This is a genomic window from Thalassolituus hydrocarboniclasticus, assembly GCF_025345565.1.
GTDB lineage: Bacteria > Pseudomonadota > Gammaproteobacteria > Pseudomonadales > Oceanobacteraceae > Venatoribacter > Venatoribacter hydrocarboniclasticus.
In genome coordinates, this window is sequence record NZ_CP054475.1 from 3,162,692 (window position 1) to 3,180,329 (window position 17,638).

A 17,638-nucleotide genomic window follows, 5' to 3' on the forward strand; every position below is an offset into this window, starting at 1 on the left:
TCAGAAGCTGTAACCTACACCCAGGTTATAACCGGTGGCGGCCAGATCACCCGCTTCTTTCTGGCGGTAGTAATCGGCTTTGAATACCACGGTTTCGGCCAGCCAGTAATTCACGCCCACATCGTGACGCTCGAACTTGGAGTCTGTACGGTCACCGGCATTGGTATCCCAGCCGCTGTTACGGTAGAACACACCGACATCGTTCATGCGATAAGAAGGCTCAACATAAAAACCGGTCTGCTTGGAAGCACCCGAAGTGACGGTGTTGATATCTTTATCCAGATCCCATTGCGCATAGAGTGTACGCAGTTCAAAACCGTTGTTCTGATAGATCGCATGGGTTTCGATCAGGCGCGCGCCGATTTCTTTTGGACCATTGCCCTGCAGCAGGTCGTCCTGATACTGCAGGGTTGCAGCCAGTTCCAGACCCGGTACCGCGGTGTATTTAACGCGCGCAGTGTAGGCGGCTTTATTGGCTTTTGCTTCGGCAACTTTCTGACGACCGCTGCGCAGATTGCCATCCAGGCTTTCCAGGCCAGAGTGCATGGCCACATCGTAGCTCAGACCATCGGCGATTTTGCCGCTCAGACCTGCACCACCTTCCCACCAGGTGGTCGGAATGATTTTGTTCTCAACGCTGTTACGCTCAACACCGTAGAAGGTATCCGGTTCATGGGTTTCGTTGAGGATACCAACAGGAATCAGGAACAGACCGGCTTTAGCGCGGGTATTGGCGTTCAGGTCATATTCGATATAGGCCTGCTCCAGCTCCACTTCACCCGGTTTACCATCACCAGCCAGGCTGTGCTCCAGTTCAAACTCAGAGAAGAAGCGGGTGCGCTCGTTGAATTCTTTGCTGAAGAACAGCACAAAGCGGTGGTAATCAATTTCGTTGCCTTTACCATTCGCCAGATTCAGGTGCATTTCACCGTAACCACCGATATTTACACCACTGTTCTGGCTGGCAGCACCCTGCTGTTCAACGGTATCAGCCAGACTGTTCAGCTGCGCTTTCAGCGCTTCAATTTCAGCCTTCAGCTGAGCGTTATCATCGGCCAGAGCCAGATTGGATGAAGTGATGGCAGCAGCCAGCAGCAGAGCACGGGTTTTCATAGCGTTAAATCCTTTGGGATAAATGGCAATAAAATCGGCGTGCAAGATAACATAAACAGGAATCACTTCAATATCTAAACGCTAATTATTGTTATTTATAATTGTGAAATCAGTGCATTGATAACCGCCTGCTTTTACCCCTATATTTCACCCCTACGGCCTGTCGGGCTTACTTACCTTGCGGCCATAAAAAAACCAGCCCGGAGGCTGGTTTCTTCATGCTGCGGAAGGGCTTATGCCTGTGGCGCCGCTTCTTCCAGCAAAGGCTTGAGTTCACCTTTGGCGTGCATCTCGGTGACGATATCGCAACCACCGATCAGCTCACCTTTCACCCACAGCTGCGGGAAGGTTGGCCAGTTAGCGTAAACCGGCAGGTTGGTGCGGATTTCCGGATTGGAAAGAATATCCACATACGCAAACTTCTGACCACATTCCATAACCGCCTGCACAGTACGGGCAGAGAAACCGCACATTGGCTGGTTTGGTGAGCCTTTCATGTACAGCAGAATGTCGTTGTTTTCGATCTGGTCTTTGATGACCTGCATGATATCCATAGGTCTTCTCTCTCAAACGTTGAATGGAAATTGCGGCGATTCTAACACAAAGCAGCGAAAGCCTGACAGCGCCGCTGGGGTATCACCCCTCAGCGGCCGCACCAAAACCACCCCCACCCGGCGTATGAATACAGAACAGATCACCGGCTTCCAGCTCAACGCAGGCGCAGCCGGATAAGCGCTGCATCCGCCCCTGATGGCGCAGCACAAAGTTCACCCCGGGCTTGCCGTCACCGCCGCCCTGCAGGCCGTGCGGCGCAATCTGGCGATGGCCACTGATGATATTGGCGCGCATCGGCTGCAGAAAACGGATATGCCGCTCTACGCCATTACCGCCAGCATACTTCCCGGCTCCACCGGATTGCGGCCGCACGTGAAACCAGTCGAGCACCACCGGAAAACGCTGTTCCAGAATCTCGGGGTCTGTCAGGCGCGAATTGGTCATATGGCTGTGCACCGCGCTGGCGCCGTCACCCTGCGCACTGGCACCGATACCGCCGCACAGGGTTTCGTAATACTGCAGCTGCTGATTACCGAAGGTGAAATTGTTATTGGTACCCTGACAGCCGGCCATTAAGCCCAGCGCCCCCATCACCACATCCACCAGATACTGGGCCGTCTCGACATTGCCCGATACCACCGCCGCCGGATATTGCGGCGCAATAATGGAAGCCTGTGGCACCTTAACCGTTAACGCGCGGAAAAAGCCGGCATTCAACGGCATAGGTTTGGCGACCAGTGCGCGGAAGCTGTACAGCACCGCCGCCATCACCACCGAAGTCGGTGCATTAAAATTGCCGGGATGTTGCTTCTGTTCTGCACGGTATTGCGTACCGGAAAAATCGACCGTGGCATGGCGCTGCTGGCGGTCAACCTCAATGCGCACATTAAAGCAGGTACCATCATCCATCTGCGCGCTGAATTCACCGGACGGTAAATCCGCCAGACACTCGCGCAACGTCTGCTCGGCGTTATCCATCACATGCTGCATATAGGCCGTCACCTGTGGCAAACCATAGGTCGTGCATAAGCGCTGTAATTCCACTGCACCTTTTTCGCAGGCGGCCAGCTGAGCCATTAAATCGGCAATATTCTGATCCGGATTACGCGCCGGATATGTGGCCGCCGCCAGAACCTTGCGGATCTCCTGCTCTTTAAGCTGGCCATCGCGCATTAAAATCAGGTTATCGAGCAGCACACCTTCTTCATCGATATGGGTACTTTCCGCCGGCATTGAGCCCGGTGTAATACCGCCGATATCGGCATGATGACCGCGCGCGGCGACATAAAAATCGGCTTTATTACCCGCCGTAAATGGCCGGATAAAAACCGGCTTAACCACAGTAACATCCGGTAAATGCGTGCCGCCGTTATAAGGGGTATTTAATACAAAAGCATCGTCAGGGCGCATATCCGTATGCCCCTGCATCACCACTTTAATGCTTTCGCTCATTGAGCCTAAATGCACCGGAATATGCGGCGCATTGGCGACCAGCTCACCATGGCCATCAAACAGCGCGCAGGAAAAATCCAGCCGCTCTTTAATATTCACACTGCTGGCAGTTTTCTCCAGCACAAAGCCCATCTGTTCGGCGACCGACATAAACAGATTATTGAATATTTCCAGCGTGACCGGATCACGCTGGGCCAGACCACTGGCAGCCGCCGGAAGTTCTTCTCCCTGATCAGTCAGCAATAAAGCGCCACTGGTTAATACCTCAAGCTGCCAGCCGGGTTCCACCACAATGGTGCTGTTGGCATCGGTTAATAACAGCGGGCCGGTAGCTGCAAAACCCGCTGCCAGTTGCGCACGTGCCAGCACCGGAACACTGTGCCATTGCCCGCCCAGATATAGTTGTGCATTTTCCTGTGCGGTTTGTTCGCCGCTGGCAAAAGGAATTGCCGGAGCACTGTTTCCGGCGGCTACCAACTCCAGCTGTACCGCATCCAGGCGCAGGGATTTATGAGCACTGATAAAACCAAATAATTGCTGGTGATGCTGCTCAAATTCAGCACGCATACCGGCGGCATCGGCAAAGCTGACCAACAACTGGGTATCGGACCCCTCATAACGCAGATAGGCACGGCGTAATTCCTGAACGGGCTTTTCTTTGTCCGGTGTAAAATCTGCCTGCTGCATTAACGCCGCGAATTTTTCTTCTGCGCAGGTCAGCGCCGCAGCATCGGTTAATGGTATTTCTACCGCGTCTTCGCCCAGCCAGCGCTGCTCAGCCAGACCAATCCCAAAGGCCGATAACACCCCCGCCAGCGGATGCAGATACACCTGTTTAATATTCAGCTCGGCCGCCACCAGACAGGCATGCTGGGCACCGGCACCACCAAACGCATTAAGCACATAATCGCGGATATCATAACCGCGCTGCACCGATATTTTTTTCACCGCCGCCGCCATATTATTCACGGCAATACGCAGAAAACCGGCGGCTATTTCTTCCGGCGAATATTCCTGACCGCTGTCGTTGCGGATCTGCATTGCAAGCTCGCTGAATTTCTGCCGCACAATACCGGCGTCCAGTGGCTGGTTCTGTTCAGGACCAAAGACATAAGGGAAATGCTGCGGCTGTAATTTACCCAGCAACACATTGCAGTCGGTAACGGTTAACGGACCGCCATTACGGTAACAGGCAGGGCCGGGATAACTGCCGGCGGATTCCGGCCCGACCTGAAAGCGGCCAGCAGAAAAATGCACCAGCGAACCGCCACCGGCGGCCACTGTGTGAATATTCATCATCGGTACGCGTAATTTTACGCCGTTAACCTCGGTCAGGGTTTCACGTTCAAGATCGTTATTCAGCGTACCGTTAAAATGACTGACATCGGTCGAGGTTCCACCCATATCAAAACCGACAATGCGGTTAAAACCATCGGCCTGGGCAGTGCGAACCATACCGACCACACCGCCGGCCGGGCCGGATAAAATCGCATCCTTACCCTGAAAATTCTGCGCCGCACATAAACCACCATTGGATTGCATAAACTGCAGAGAGGTTGGTGGCAAAGCCTGCTCCACCTGATTAACATAACGGCGCAATACCGGCGACAAATACGCATCGGCCACCGTGGTATCACCACGCGGCACCAGTTTAATTAACGGACTGACGCGGTGACTTAACGAAATCTGTTTAAAGCCAAGCTGGCGGGCAATATCACCGATACGGATTTCATGCTGCGGATATTTATAAGCGTGCATCAGCACCACGGCGATGCTGTCGTAACCCAGTGAGCGCGCTTCAATTAACTGCACCAGCAGGGTTTCTTCATCCAGCGGATAATCCACCGTGCCGTCGGCCAGTATACGTTCCGGTACTTCGTACACGCGTTCGTATAACGGTTCTGGCTGAGCAATATGAATGGCAAAAATATCCGGGCGGGTCTGATAACCGATGCGCAGCTGATCGCGCAGACCTTTACTGATGCACAGTAAAGTGCGCGCACCTTTACGTTCCAGCAACGCATTGGTGGCGACCGTCGTGCCCATTTTTACACTGGCGATGGCGCTGTCGTATTGCGGGTAACGGGCCTGCAGCTGACGGATGCCTTCAACCGCCGCATCGGCATAATGCTGCGGATTTTCCGACAGTAATTTATGGGTAATTAATTCACCGGCTGGGGTCAGCGCCACAATATCGGTAAAGGTACCGCCGCGATCGACCCAGAATTGCCATTGCCCGGAGTGCGCAGAATCCGCAGCTGCGCAATCAACAGAGGAAAAAGAAGAAACTGAAGACATGATTCCACCCGTAATTTACTGCCAGCGATCATACCAGCAAACAGCGGGATTCTTCAGAAACTGAACAGCGCTGCCGCCACCGGAATCAGCAACAGCAGCAGTGCCCGCCCTAACCAGCGGCGGGCACTGAGCAACAACAGACGCAGGGCCTTTTCCTGCCCCAGCCGGCGTTTTTGTGCTTTATCTCCGGCCGCAGGCGGCTGGCGCAACAGCTGGCGTAATTGCCAGAACAGCACCACCGACCAGCTGCCATACAACACAAACAGGCAGATACCCAGCAGCATCAGCGCCAGAATCAGTAACGGCAGTAAACTCATGAGCGCCGCCTCTGCCACAGAACAATGCCACCCACCAGCAACAGACCGCCCGTCAGTAACAATGCCAGCGCCCACAGCAGCACGCCGGGCAGGCCGAACACAAAACCGGTGTGCAGACCGTATTGCAGAAAACGCAGACTGGTCAGCGCCTGTTCTCCGGCGCTTTGTGATGCCTGCGGCTCTGACGAGGGCGCCGGCCAGATATCCACCTGTTGCAACAGGCTCAGATCGGCCGGGTGCAGAAAGAGATAGTGTTGCGGCACCAGACTGAGGCCTTCGCGGGCAACCATACGCAACTGATAGTTAAAGGCCGGAGGCCGTGGCGTCACGATGCCGGTCAGCTGATAGCCCGGCAGCAACGCTTCTGCCCGGCTTTTTAACGCCAGCAGATCGGGCACTGCCGCAACAGCATCCGCCGTCATGCCGGTTGCCACCGGACCGGCCATCACCGTTTTCAGCGCCGGCTGATCGAGTTGCCCGGCGCTGAGCAGGCTGTACAGCGGCGCACGCCAGGGCCAGCAGATACCGGTGATCACCATCACAATCAGCAGCGGCGTGATATACAGACCGCTCAGTGCATGCCAGCGGCGCAGGCCATCGGCTTTGCCACTCAGTAAACGCTGCGGCAGCAAATGCTCGCGGCTGAGCTGAACCCGGTCACCACGCACCAGCCAGAGTAACAGGCCAAGCAGACAACTGAGCGCCAGCAACACACTGCTGATCGCCACCAGCTGACGTCCGCCCTCACCCAGCAACAGCGTGCGGTGCAGTGACAGTACCCAGTTGAAAAACCCGTCGCTCAGTACGCTGGCGCTGCCATCGGCGGCCAGCTCATAGGAGTGGAAGCCGTCGGCGCAGCGCAGATACAGACGCGGCTGAGCAATCAGAGGTGAAGAAAGCCCGAGATAACTGACCGCGCAGCCGGAATGCTCAGCCTGCAACACCTCCATGCGTTGCTGCAGCCTTTGCGCCGCTTCCGGACGAAGAGGCTCCGGCGCACGTAACCCCGTTTGTAATACCGGCTCCAGCAACAGCAGCAGTCCGCTGAGCAGAATAATCAGCAGCGGCAGGGCCAGCACCAGGCTGAGCCACAGATGCAGGCGGCGAAACCAGTAATAAGCGGTCATTCAGAAACTCTTTGTCAGAAGCTGTGCTCGTACGCCAGCATCAGACTGCGGCCACGACCTTTGTAATAGCGCGCAGTATTACCGAGATCGGAGGTCTGTGCGTAGTAATCAAAGTAATCGCGGTTCAGCAGGTTACCGAGCGACAGGCTGGTAGTGCTGTTATTGCCACGGTAGCTGACGCTCATATCCACCAGCGCATAGCCAGCAAAAGACTCGGCATTGGCGTTGGCCTGGCCGTGGAAGCTGCGGTCAAAGTAGTAAGTGCTGGCCAGACGCGCACTGGTGCGGCCATTCAGCTCGTAGCGGGCATAGGCCGAGAGTTTATCCGGGCTGATATTAGCCGCACCCAGGTCGCTGTCGAGACTGCCGTTCTTATCGGAGTCGACGCGGCCAAACAGCTTCGAGTAGTAACCACCGATTTCCAGATCGTAACCAAACAGATAGGCGGTCTGCAGTTCGTAACCGTGGGTGCGGGTTTTCTCGCGGATCACTTCGTAGCTGCCATCGCCATTGGTGTCGGCCAGACGCGAACCAAATGCCGAGGTCGAACGGAAGTAACTGGCTTTCAGACTCAGCGCTTCGCCCTGATAGTTGAAACCGGTTTCGTAGTTATCAGTAATGATCGGCTTGATACGCACCAGATCATCGACATCCTGACCGTCGGTATTAATGCCGCGCAGCACCAGACCCACATCCGGCATATTGAAGCCTTCGCTGTAGGAGATATAAGCGTTCAGGCCATCACTGATGCGGTAGGTAAAGCCGAGGTTGGTCAGCAGTTCGGAGAATTCATCATCACCACCGGCCACATCGCGCGAGCCGTAGTTATACAGCGTGGTGAAATCATCCACCTGCAGTTTGGCGGTCTCGTAACGCGCACCACTGGTCAGTTGCAGGCGATCGGTCAGGGCGTAATCGAGCTGGGCAAAAGGCGCGTAGTTGTCGAACTTCATTTCCGGCACCCAGGTACGGCCGGTCATCGCCAGGGTCTGTTTCGATTCATCACGCACCCAGTCAAAGCCCAGCACCCAGTCGAGTTCATTCAGCAGGAAATCGTCACGGTTCCAGCTCAGGCGCACACCACTGCGCTGCACTTCAATCTGCGACTGGTCGTAGATGCTCTGCGTCAGCGCACCGCTGCCATCGTACTGGCTGCCGTAAGCCGGATCCTGAAAGGTTTTGGTCTGGGTTGCGCCGTACAGCGAGGTACGGTCGAGGTAATAGAACTTACCGCTGAAGTTACCACCGGCCAGATCACGGTCGCTGTAGCTCAGCGCGGCGGCGGTGGCTTTGTTGCGGTTCGGGTCGCCCACCTGCTTGCCTTTTTCGGTGGTGGCAGCAATGCCCTGATCGCGGTCACCGGGAATGTTGCGGTAATCACCGCTGTTTTCCAGATCGTAGCGGTTGAGCATCAGCTCCACACGGCGGGTCGCCGACAGATCCATCCCCAGTTTCAGCAGCAGATCGAGGGATTCAGAATCCATCAGATCGCCGTGGGTTTCGTTAACGGCAATTTTGTCGCCGTTGGCATCGTAGTACAGGCCGCTGTTCTGATACTGCGCCGAGGCCAGCACATCGTAAGCGCCCTGCTTGCGCTGCAGCGAGCCACCCAGGCGGTATTCAAAACCGTCACCGTCAAAATCGTTGCTGCTGGTCAGCGCGGTATTCAGACGGATTTCGTTATCGCCGTCGGCAGCGCTGCGGGTAATAAAGTTGATGATGCCGCCGGTTGCGCCCAGCCCCATGGAAGCGTTGGCACCGTGTACCACTTCAATCCGTTCAATCAGTGACGGGTCGATGGTAAAGCCATCACGCGAGCCATCGCGCAGCGGATTGGTCTGCGGAATACCATCCACCAGAATCAGCGGCGAACGGCCACGGAAACTCTCAGAAGAGCCGGTCATTTTCTGACGCGACGGTGCAAAACTTGGCAGCAGGCGGCTCAGTGCGCTGGTCAGATCGCCGCTGGCACCGAGAGTGGCCTGCAGGGTTTCACGCTCGATGACCGTCACCATATGCGGGATGGTAGCGACATCACGCTCACCACGAACGGCGGAGATCGTCACCCGGTCCAGGGTTACTTTTTCCGCTGGCGCAGAAGCGTCAGCCGGAAGCTGTGTGTCTGCGGCATAAGCCACCGGAGCCAGCAGTGCTGGAATCATCGCCAAAACAGCAGTTTTCATGGGCATGTCCTGATACGGATTGATAATTAGCAATTTGGAAGGACGCGAATGCTACTGAGTCTGAGAATGATTATCAACAAATAATAAGAAGAATTCCTGAATCCCTGCGACAGGTAGCGGCCGTCAGAGCTCCGCTTCGAGCGGCAGGACGCCGAGCAGCCAGGATTGCAGACGCCGCCACAGGCTGGCATGGGGTTCGTTATCGTAGTACTGCACTGCACCATTGGTGCGCATTTCCTGCCAGCGCACTTCTCCCTGATGTAGCTGCAGCTGATAACTTTCGAACGGCAGGTTTTGCTGCAGATCCCGGCTGGCTTGCTGACCCAGCTGCGCCTGCTCAAACAGCACACCCATTTCGGTATTCTCGCGAATGGAGCGCGGATCAAGATTCATCGAACCGACATAAAAGTAGCGCTGATCAATCACCAGCATTTTGGCATGCAGACTGGCGGAAGAAGAGCCGGTCCAGCGGCGGTTCTCACGCCCGGAGCTGGCATCCGGACGCAGCTCGAACAGCTCCACTCCGGCCCGCAGCAAAGCTGCACGGTAATGCTTATACGCCGAATGCACCGCCGGAACATCCGTGCTGGCCAGAGAATTGGTCAGCACCTGCACTTTAACGCCGCGTGCCACCAGCGCCGCCAGAAAAGCAACGCCCTCATCGCCCGGCACAAAATACGGAGAAATCAGCAGCACTTCCTGCTGCGCATTATCCAGCAGGGTAATTAAATTACCGAATAACGGTGACTGGTAGGTGCGGCTGCGGATTTTATCCGGTGCATCGGCCACCACATAGGCTTTGCCCCAGAACAGGCGCTGCTCATAATGAGCGCTCAGGGTCTGATTACGGTTCTGTAAAGCCTGTACGTAAGGATGCTCCCGTTTCCCCTGCAACCACTCCTGTAATTGCTGACGTAAATTGTGCAGCGGCTGCTGGTCATGCGGATCGCCGTCATTCAGTACCTGCTCCACCGGTACCGCCAGAGCACTGTTCCAGTAGCGGTCAAACTCGGTTGAAGCATCATCAACCACCGGTCCCAGTGTCAGTACATCCAGATCACCGAATACCACGGCATTACGCGCGGCATCAAAATATTCGTCACCGATATTGCGTCCGCCACTGATCGCCAGAGTGTTATCGGCAATCATGGTTTTGTTGTGCATGCGCCGGGTTGAAACCCCATAACGGGTAAGAAACTGCATATCGCGCGGGTAATCGCGCAGGAATGGGTTAAACAGGCGGATATCGATATTGGGATGACGGTTCAGCAGGCGCAGTTCGTTGTCTGCCCCACGGGTCGCCATATCGTCCAGCAACAGACGTACGCGCACACCGCGATCAGCCGCCTGCAGCAAAGCCCAGGTAAAGACTTTGCCGGTCAGATCCTGATGGTAGAGATAATATTGCAGATCAAGACGGTCACTGGCATTGGCCGCCAGCAACAGGCGGGCAAGAAAGGCATCGGTGCCGGAGGCCAGTAATACCAGCCCGGCCTGATCGGGATGTTGCTGCAGAAGGGGTTCAGCCCAGCGGGCCAGCAGGCTGTGCGGCGAAGCCTGAGAATGCAGTTCAGTAACCGGTGGCGGAACATCCGGCAGACGGGCACAGGCTGACAACAGCGTCGCCGCCAGCAAGACCCGGCAGCCCTGCCAAAAACGGCAGCGCTGCAACCTAGTCTTATGGCATATGGGCAATATAGGCGGCCACATCGCGCAGCTGCTGCTCATCCATATTCTGCACCACACCGATCATCGGTGAGTTTTTACGCTCCGGATCATTGTGCAGGAAACGCATCAGGGTTTTGGTCAGATATTCATACGGCTGACCGGCGATGCGCGGGTAAAGGCTGCTGCCGTGACCGGCGTTGCCGTGACAGACAAAACAGGTGGTTTTATAAATCTGTTCACCTTTGGCACTTGTGGGTACAGGTTGTTCGCGACTAACCACCGGCTTGTGAGCAAAATAAAGCGCAATATTAATGCGGTCTTCTTTACTCAGTGCGGTGGCCAGTTTGCTCATCACATAATCTTTGCGCACACCATCGGCAAAATGCTCAAACTGGGTAAACAGATAGGCCGCATTCTGGCTGGCCAGATTCGGAATATAGTCGCGCTTGCTGTTACCGTCATCGCCATGACAGCGGAAACACAACTGCGCACGCTCAACACCATCTTCAATGGCAGCCTGCAACAACGGCGTGTTTTTTTCGATGATGGCCATTTCCTGCAGCATGGACTCCACACTTTCGGCCTGCACCTGACTGCCCAGTAAGAGAAGCAATCCTGCCAACGTACTGCTGAATCTGTTCATAGTATTACTTTCTTTTTTGCCATTATGGCGTTGCTTAAAAAGTTACCGCTCACTGTATAACAGCAACAGCGAGCCCGGGAACCTTTGATCGACTTGTTATCAGGGAGTGAAACATACGCGCCTGTTTCCCTGAGGCCAAGGGCCAATCGCCTTTCGTATTAGTCTTTTCTAAATAAAGGCTGACCTGTATCAAGCGCAAACCAGCGTCTGCTGATGATCAGACTGACAACACCGCTCACCACCGGCACACCAATGCCAGAGGAGATGGGGCTGTGCCCTGCACCCGCATTCAGGTACACTTCCTGCCTTTCTAACTGCGCTCAGATTCAGACCATACGCCATGATGCAAGAGACTTATCAGCCCCATATTATCGAACCTTCCGTACAGACTCAGTGGGAAGAAAATCAGGTATTCAAAGCCGTTGTCGACAGCAATAAAGAGAAATTCTATTGCCTGTCCATGTTCCCGTATCCAAGCGGCCGGCTACATATGGGGCACGTGCGTAACTACACCATTGGTGACGTGGTTTCGCGCTACCAGCGCATGCAGGGCAAAAACGTTATGCAGCCAATGGGCTGGGACGCCTTCGGTCTGCCGGCAGAAAACGCCGCCATCAAGCATCAGGTTGCGCCGGGTAAATGGACCAAAGAAAACATCGCCTACATGAAAGGTCAGCTGAAATCGCTGGGCTTCGGTTACGACTGGAACCGTGAACTGGCGACCTGCGACCCGGAATACTACCGCTGGGAACAGTGGTTCTTCACCAAGCTGATCGACAAGGGTCTGGCCTACAAAAAAGTATCCGCGGTTAACTGGTGTCCGAATGACCAGACCGTTCTGGCCAACGAACAGGTCATCGACGGCTGCTGCTGGCGCTGTGACTCTGTGGTTGAGCGTAAAGAAATTCCACAGTGGTTTATCCGTATCACTGATTACGCCGAAGAACTGCTGAACGACCTCGATCAGCTCGACGGCTGGCCGGATCAGGTAAAAGCCATGCAGCGCAACTGGATTGGTAAATCCCGTGGCGTGCAGATGCGCTTTGGCCTGAAAAACCGTGAAGACGCACTGGAAATCTACACCACCCGTCCGGATACCCTGATGGGCGTGAGCTATGTTGCAGTCGCTGCCGGTCACCCACTGGCGAAAGAAGCCGCTGCCAACAATCCGGCGCTGGCCGCATTCCTTGAAGAATGCTCCAAATCCGGTACCGCCGAAGCCGATCTGGCCACCGCCGAGAAAAAAGGCATGGCAACCGGCTTTACTGCCATCCACCCGATCTCCGGTAAAGAAGTACCGGTGTGGGTCGCCAATTTTGTGCTGATGGAATTCGGTACCGGTGCGGTCATGGCCGTTCCGGCACACGATCAGCGCGACTGGGAATTCGCGCAGAAATACGGCATTGAAATCCATCAGGTCATCGCCGCCAACGAAGGCGACGAGTGCGACCTGAGCAAAGCGGCCTATACCGAAAAAGGCACTCTGATTAACTCCGGCGAATTTGACGGCCTCGGTTTTGACGCCGCCTTCGACGCCATCGCCGCCAAACTGGCAGCAGAAGGCAAAGGCGAGATCAAAGTGAACTACCGCCTGCGCGACTGGGGTGTGAGCCGTCAGCGTTACTGGGGCGCACCGATTCCGGTGATCCGTACCGCCGATGGTGACTCCATTGCTGCGCCGGAAAGCCTGCAGCCGGTGATTCTGCCAACCGAGGTTGTGATGGACGGTGTGAACTCACCGATCAAGAACAACCCGGAATTCGAAAACATCGAATACAACGGTCAGCCGGCGTTCCGCGAAACCGATACCTTCGACACCTTTATGGAGTCGTCCTGGTACTACGCGCGTTACTGCTCACCGCGCGACGATACGCAGATGCTGAACCCGGAAGAGGCCAATTACTGGCTGCCGGTCGATCAGTATATCGGCGGGATCGAGCACGCCATTCTGCACCTGCTGTATGCACGTTTCTTCCACAAGCTGCTGCGCGATGCCGGTCTGGTGAACAGCGATGAGCCGTTCAAAAACCTGCTGTGCCAGGGCATGGTGCTGGCCGATGCGTTCTATTACACCAACGAACACGGCGCCAAAGAATGGGTTAATCCGACCGAAGTCAGCGTTGAGCGTGACGACAAAGGCCGCCTGACCGCTGCCAAACGCAAGAGCGACGGCAAAGAACTGCAGTACTCCGGTATGAGCAAAATGTCGAAGTCGAAAAACAACGGTGTTGATCCGCAGGAAGCCATCGAACTGTACGGCGCCGATACCGTGCGTCTGTACACCATGTTCGCAGCGCCCCCGGAGCAAACTCTGGAATGGTCTGACTCCGGCGTACAGGGTGCCCAGCGCTTCCTGCAGCGCGTCTGGCGTTTAAGCTACGAACTGCTGCAACAGGCAGATCGTGGTGATGCGGCGAACCTGTCCAAAGATGAGAAAGACGCCCGCCGTAAGGTGCACGAAACCATTCAGAAGGTGAGCGATGACGTGGGTCGCCGCTACAACTTCAACACCGGTATCGCCGCCATTATGGAACTGATGAACACCCTGCAGAAGGTTGATCTGGCATCTGCCGGTGGCCGTGCGGTGGTGGCAGAAGGTCTGGATGCGGTGATTCGTATGCTGTCGCCGATTGCACCACACATTACCCAGGCTCTGTGGATTGCCTTTGGCAACGACGGTCTGGTGATTGATGCGCCATGGCCTGCGGTTGACGAAAGCGCGCTGGTGCGTGACTCCATCGAAGTGGTGGTACAGGTAAACGGTAAGCTGCGTGCCAAGATCGAAGTGGCGGCCAACGCCAGCAAAGACGATCTTGAAGCCGCCGCCAAAGAGGCCGTTGCCCAGCAGCTCGAAGGTGTGACCGTACGCAAGGTGATTGTGGTACCGGGTAAGCTGGTTAATATCGTCGCTAACTGATGCCCCCATGTCCGGCGTCGGACGTCAGACGCCGGACTAAACAAACTGAGAACTCCGTATGCGTCATGCACTTGTTGTCTGCTCTCTTATTCTGCTCAGCGCCTGCGGCTGGCATCTGCGTGGTGTCACGCCGCTGCCGCCAGAATACCGGGTGATGTATCTGCAGAGTCAGGCCAGCAACAGCTTTAACCAACAGTTAAAGCTGCAGCTGGAGTTCAACGATGTCGTGCTGACCGCCAGCGCCGAAGACGCCCCGGCCATTCTGCGTATTGAGCCGGTGGATATCGAACGGCGTACGCTGTCGGTCAGCAGCAGTGGCCAGGTGGGCGAGTTCGAACTGAACGGCCGTCTGACCGCTCATATCCTGCATATTGGCCGCGACACCGATGTCGAAATTGAACTGAAAGCACGCCGCACCCTGACCAACGATGTGAACAACGTCGTCGGTACTGCCAGCGCCGAAAGCCAGCAACGGGCTGAACTGGAGCGCGAACTGGTCAACAAACTGCTGCGCCGCCTGCAAAGTCTCGGCAAGAGCAGCCAAAGCGCTGCCACAACCCAAAGTACTCCCGCAGCAACAGGCACCCAGCCGTGAAAATCCGCCAGGACCAGCTCAGCGGCCTGCTGGCCAAAGGACTGGCACCCTGCTATCTGGTGTCAGGTGACGACCCTTTACTGGTGATGGAAGCCTGCGACGAGATCCGTGCTGCTGCACGTAAGGCCGGTGTAGAAGATCGCGAACTGTTCCACGCTGAAGCCGGCTTTGACTGGCGCCATTTGCTGGAAGAAGCCAACGCCATGTCGTTATTTGCCAGCCGCCGTATTCTTGAAGTACGGATTGGTAACGGCAAGCCTTCCGATAAAGGCGCGGCTATTCAGCAGATTCTTGATAATCCCAACCCGGATAACCTGCTGCTGATAATCTGCCCGCGTCTCGACAGCACCATTCAGCGCAGCGCCTGGTTTAAAGCCGTGGATAAAGCCGGTGTGTTTTTGCCAATCTGGCCGATTGAGCGCTCACAGTATCCGGGCTGGCTGAAACGCCGCCTGCAGATTGCCGGCCTGCAGATTGAGCCGGCCGCCCTCGCCGCTCTGGCGCATCAGACCGAAGGTAACCTGCTCGCTGCTGTGCAGGAGATCGAGAAGCTGCGCCTGCTGGGCACGACCACCATCAACGAAGAGATGATTAACGAAGCCATTGGCGACAGCTCCCGCTTTGACGCCTTTGGTCTGGCCGATACCTGCCTGCTCGGTAATCTGGCCGAAGCCAGCCGCATTCTGTCGCACTTAAAAGGTGAAGGCGTCGATGCCTTAATGATTCTCGGCGCCCTGACGCGCAAGATCCGCCAGCTGATTGCCATGCAGGATCTCGGCGGACAACAGCTGAGTGAAGCCTTTAAGGCACAGAATATCTGGCCCAAACAACAACCTCCCTACAAAAAAGCCCTGCAGAATCTGCGCGCCCCACAACTCCATGCCGCCCTGCGCAAAGCCGAAAAAATCGATGCTGCCATCAAAGGCAGCGGTGATGACCCCTGGCTTCTGTTAAGTGAGTTAACTGTACTGTTAACAGGTGTAAGGCTGACGACTGGTTAACAGTTTCAGCACCACAGCTGTCACAGAAACAATGTCATTTAACTGAGATACTGCAGAGGTAATGGCGGCAACTGTCGAAAGCAGATGACAATTTTTGTCACATTATGACTTTTAACGTTAAGTACGGTGGTAAAAGCGTTAAAATATAATAATATGACCTGATGCTAAGCTGAGTACGCAGACTAAAGAGGATGTTCATTATGAGCGCCGTAAACCAACAACAAAATTCAGATCTGGTCTGGGACCTGGAGAAAATCCACCAGCACCGGCGCGCCATGGATTTCGTTAAACAGTTTGAAAACCGCTTTTGTGTGTTTTCCGGCTCCGTACGTCAGCTGTACACCAACTACAGTATCTTCTTCCCCGAAGAAGCCAACCGTCAGATGGTTATTCTGCCCGACCCTTACGCCTTTCACGATACCTTCAGTCATCTGAATCCGGATGCTGTGCAATCAACCGGTCTGCATGTTATTCCCGGCAATCTGATCGGCAAAACCGGACTGTATCTGGTGATTTCGCATAAAGATAAAAACGTGCGCTCGGTACCGATTCCTTTTCAGGAGGGCATCCGCCAGATTCTGCGCCGTTCCAATACCGAAGATCCGTTCCTGCCGGTACTGATGAAAGGCGATCTGCGCGAATTCAACGATCAGATGCCTTGCCTGCACCTGAACCGTCTGCGCCTGAAAGAGCTGACTTCGCTGTCAGGCCTTGAGCGCGAAAGTATCCGCACCATCATTACCGACAAGCTGATGAAACTGTATCAGGAATCATCAGCCCTGAATCTGGCCTGATAATCAGGCCGCTTCCGACTCTCAATATTATCTGTAAGCCTTCCTGCTAGCCCTCTGCACGGTAGTAGCGACGAATCAAACGGCTCAGCCCTTTGCGCCAGGCTTTTGGCTTGATGCCAAAGGTGTGAAACAGCCGGGTATTATCGGATACCGGCGTCCATACTGCCGGCATTAAACCGCCTTCCTGTGACTTCAGCTCCACCCCACTCAGGTCTTCATACTGTCCGGCTTCAGCCAGCAGCGCCTCGGCAAACGCATAAGAAGAAATCGGTTCCACACCGCAGAAATGATAAGTGCCCCACAGGTCATCGCAGCAAGCCGCCTGTTTCAGCATCGCCAGAATCACGTCGGCAATATCATCAGCCGGTGTCGGGCTGAATTTACGCTGCATATCAAGACTGAGGGTATGCTCGTCACGGATAGCCGTCAGCAAACGATTGGCGAAGTCATCGGCCATCAGTGAAAAGCCCTGACCAATGCGCAGAATCAGATGACGGCGGTTATTGCGGGTCAGGGCCTCCAGCGCCAGTAAATCCAGCGCCAGCGGATGATCGGCATACTCCTCTTCATCTTCCTTAAAGGCTACATCCTGGCGGGCACGGAAGATCGCCGTGGACGACAGTAATACCACCGGAACATCCTGCTCTTCTGCCTGCTCCAGCCAGAACGGGATATGGGCGTAATCATCGGGATGAAACAGTGATGGCACCAGAACAAAGAACGGCTTGCCAACGGCTGCCAGTGCCAGCCGCTCGCGGTTTTCCAGACCAATACCTTTGTACATCAGATCCTGAGAGGCCAGAAGACGGGTAAGAAAATGCCCGACCGGGCGGTTAGCGCCAATGATAAAGCTGTGAAAACTGCTGATTGCCAAAATGCCGTGTCTCCTGTGTGCTGGCCAGCCTCTGCTGACATTACAGCCTGCATAATACCCTGCAGCCGGGCTAATCACGACGTGCATTTGCACAGTCTGTC

General features: G+C 55.3%; 13 protein-coding genes. 4 read left to right on the forward strand and 9 right to left on the reverse strand.

From position 1 onward, the window contains the following. The 8 genes from HUF19_RS14140 to HUF19_RS14175 form a co-directional block, all read right to left on the reverse strand. Entirely contained in the window at nucleotides 1–1,113 is a 1,113-nt protein-coding gene (locus tag HUF19_RS14140) for a porin family protein (RefSeq protein WP_260997219.1), read from the reverse strand. Nucleotides 1,114–1,346: 233 nt separating this feature from the next. Then, nucleotides 1,347–1,667, reverse strand: a complete 321-nt coding sequence (gene grxD / locus HUF19_RS14145) for a Grx4 family monothiol glutaredoxin (protein WP_260997220.1) — start codon at nucleotides 1,665–1,667, stop codon at nucleotides 1,347–1,349. A gap of 82 nt (nucleotides 1,668–1,749) precedes the next feature. Then, nucleotides 1,750–5,418, reverse strand: coding sequence for a hydantoinase B/oxoprolinase family protein (locus HUF19_RS14150; protein ID WP_260997221.1), 3,669 nt, complete (start codon nucleotides 5,416–5,418; stop codon nucleotides 1,750–1,752). A gap of 53 nt (nucleotides 5,419–5,471) precedes the next feature. Next, complete coding sequence (locus HUF19_RS14155) at nucleotides 5,472–5,735, reverse strand: hypothetical protein (RefSeq protein ID WP_260997222.1); 264 nt, start codon at nucleotides 5,733–5,735, stop codon at nucleotides 5,472–5,474. Further along, nucleotides 5,732–6,862 carry a PepSY-associated TM helix domain-containing protein gene (locus HUF19_RS14160; RefSeq protein WP_260997223.1) on the reverse strand — a complete coding sequence of 377 codons (1,131 nt, stop codon included), beginning with the start codon at nucleotides 6,860–6,862 and terminating at the stop codon, nucleotides 5,732–5,734. Before HUF19_RS14160 ends, HUF19_RS14155 begins: the two co-directional genes overlap by 4 nt. A 14-nt stretch (nucleotides 6,863–6,876) precedes the next feature. Next, complete coding sequence (locus tag HUF19_RS14165; protein ID WP_260997224.1) at nucleotides 6,877–9,045, reverse strand: TonB-dependent receptor; 2,169 nt, start codon at nucleotides 9,043–9,045, stop codon at nucleotides 6,877–6,879. A gap of 123 nt (nucleotides 9,046–9,168) precedes the next feature. After that, complete coding sequence (locus HUF19_RS14170; protein ID WP_260997225.1) at nucleotides 9,169–10,662, reverse strand: phospholipase D family protein; 1,494 nt, start codon at nucleotides 10,660–10,662, stop codon at nucleotides 9,169–9,171. Nucleotides 10,663–10,723: 61 nt separating this feature from the next. Continuing rightward, complete coding sequence (locus HUF19_RS14175; RefSeq protein WP_260997226.1) at nucleotides 10,724–11,356, reverse strand: c-type cytochrome; 633 nt, start codon at nucleotides 11,354–11,356, stop codon at nucleotides 10,724–10,726. Between the two features lie 343 nt (nucleotides 11,357–11,699). Between HUF19_RS14175 and leuS the strand changes: the two genes are divergently transcribed. The 4 genes from leuS to HUF19_RS14195 all read left to right on the forward strand — a co-directional run bounded on the left by leuS (nucleotide 11,700) and on the right by HUF19_RS14195 (nucleotide 16,663). Further along, nucleotides 11,700–14,273, forward strand: coding sequence for a leucine--tRNA ligase (leuS, locus tag HUF19_RS14180; protein ID WP_260999513.1), 2,574 nt, complete (start codon nucleotides 11,700–11,702; stop codon nucleotides 14,271–14,273). Nucleotides 14,274–14,331: 58 nt separating this feature from the next. Beyond that, nucleotides 14,332–14,868: an LPS-assembly lipoprotein LptE gene (locus HUF19_RS14185; protein ID WP_260997227.1), complete on the forward strand. Its 537-nt coding sequence runs from the start codon at nucleotides 14,332–14,334 to the stop codon at nucleotides 14,866–14,868. Continuing rightward, nucleotides 14,865–15,869 (forward strand): DNA polymerase III subunit delta, encoded by a 1,005-nt coding sequence (gene holA / locus HUF19_RS14190; protein WP_260997228.1) that lies wholly within the window; start codon nucleotides 14,865–14,867, stop codon nucleotides 15,867–15,869. Before HUF19_RS14185 ends, holA begins: the two co-directional genes overlap by 4 nt. Before the next feature lie 200 nt (nucleotides 15,870–16,069). Continuing rightward, nucleotides 16,070–16,663 carry a hypothetical protein gene (locus HUF19_RS14195; protein ID WP_260997229.1) on the forward strand — a complete coding sequence of 198 codons (594 nt, stop codon included), beginning with the start codon at nucleotides 16,070–16,072 and terminating at the stop codon, nucleotides 16,661–16,663. 46 nt (nucleotides 16,664–16,709) lie between these two features. Here the strand turns inward: HUF19_RS14195 and HUF19_RS14200 are convergent, their stop codons facing one another. After that, a complete protein-coding gene (locus HUF19_RS14200) occupies nucleotides 16,710–17,537 on the reverse strand; it encodes a sugar nucleotide-binding protein (RefSeq protein WP_260997230.1) in 828 nt (275 codons plus the stop codon). Nucleotides 17,538–17,638: the final 101 nt, after the last annotated feature.

Bases quoted from the DNA above. Each gene is read 5' to 3' on its own strand.
- HUF19_RS14150 (WP_260997221.1), bottom strand. From the start codon at position 5,418: ATGTCTTCAGTTTCTTCTTTTTCCTCTGTTGATTGCGCAGCTGCGGAT.
- grxD (WP_260997220.1), bottom strand. From the start codon at position 1,667: ATGGATATCATGCAGGTCATCAAAGACCAGATCGAAAACAACGACATT.
- HUF19_RS14165 (WP_260997224.1), bottom strand. From the start codon at position 9,045: ATGAAAACTGCTGTTTTGGCGATGATTCCAGCACTGCTGGCTCCGGTG.
- leuS (WP_260999513.1), top strand. From the start codon at position 11,700: ATGCAAGAGACTTATCAGCCCCATATTATCGAACCTTCCGTACAGACT.
- HUF19_RS14140 (WP_260997219.1), bottom strand. From the start codon at position 1,113: ATGAAAACCCGTGCTCTGCTGCTGGCTGCTGCCATCACTTCATCCAAT.
- HUF19_RS14160 (WP_260997223.1), bottom strand. From the start codon at position 6,862: ATGACCGCTTATTACTGGTTTCGCCGCCTGCATCTGTGGCTCAGCCTG.
- HUF19_RS14155 (WP_260997222.1), bottom strand. From the start codon at position 5,735: ATGAGTTTACTGCCGTTACTGATTCTGGCGCTGATGCTGCTGGGTATC.
- HUF19_RS14185 (WP_260997227.1), top strand. From the start codon at position 14,332: ATGCGTCATGCACTTGTTGTCTGCTCTCTTATTCTGCTCAGCGCCTGC.
- HUF19_RS14175 (WP_260997226.1), bottom strand. From the start codon at position 11,356: ATGAACAGATTCAGCAGTACGTTGGCAGGATTGCTTCTCTTACTGGGC.
- HUF19_RS14195 (WP_260997229.1), top strand. From the start codon at position 16,070: ATGAGCGCCGTAAACCAACAACAAAATTCAGATCTGGTCTGGGACCTG.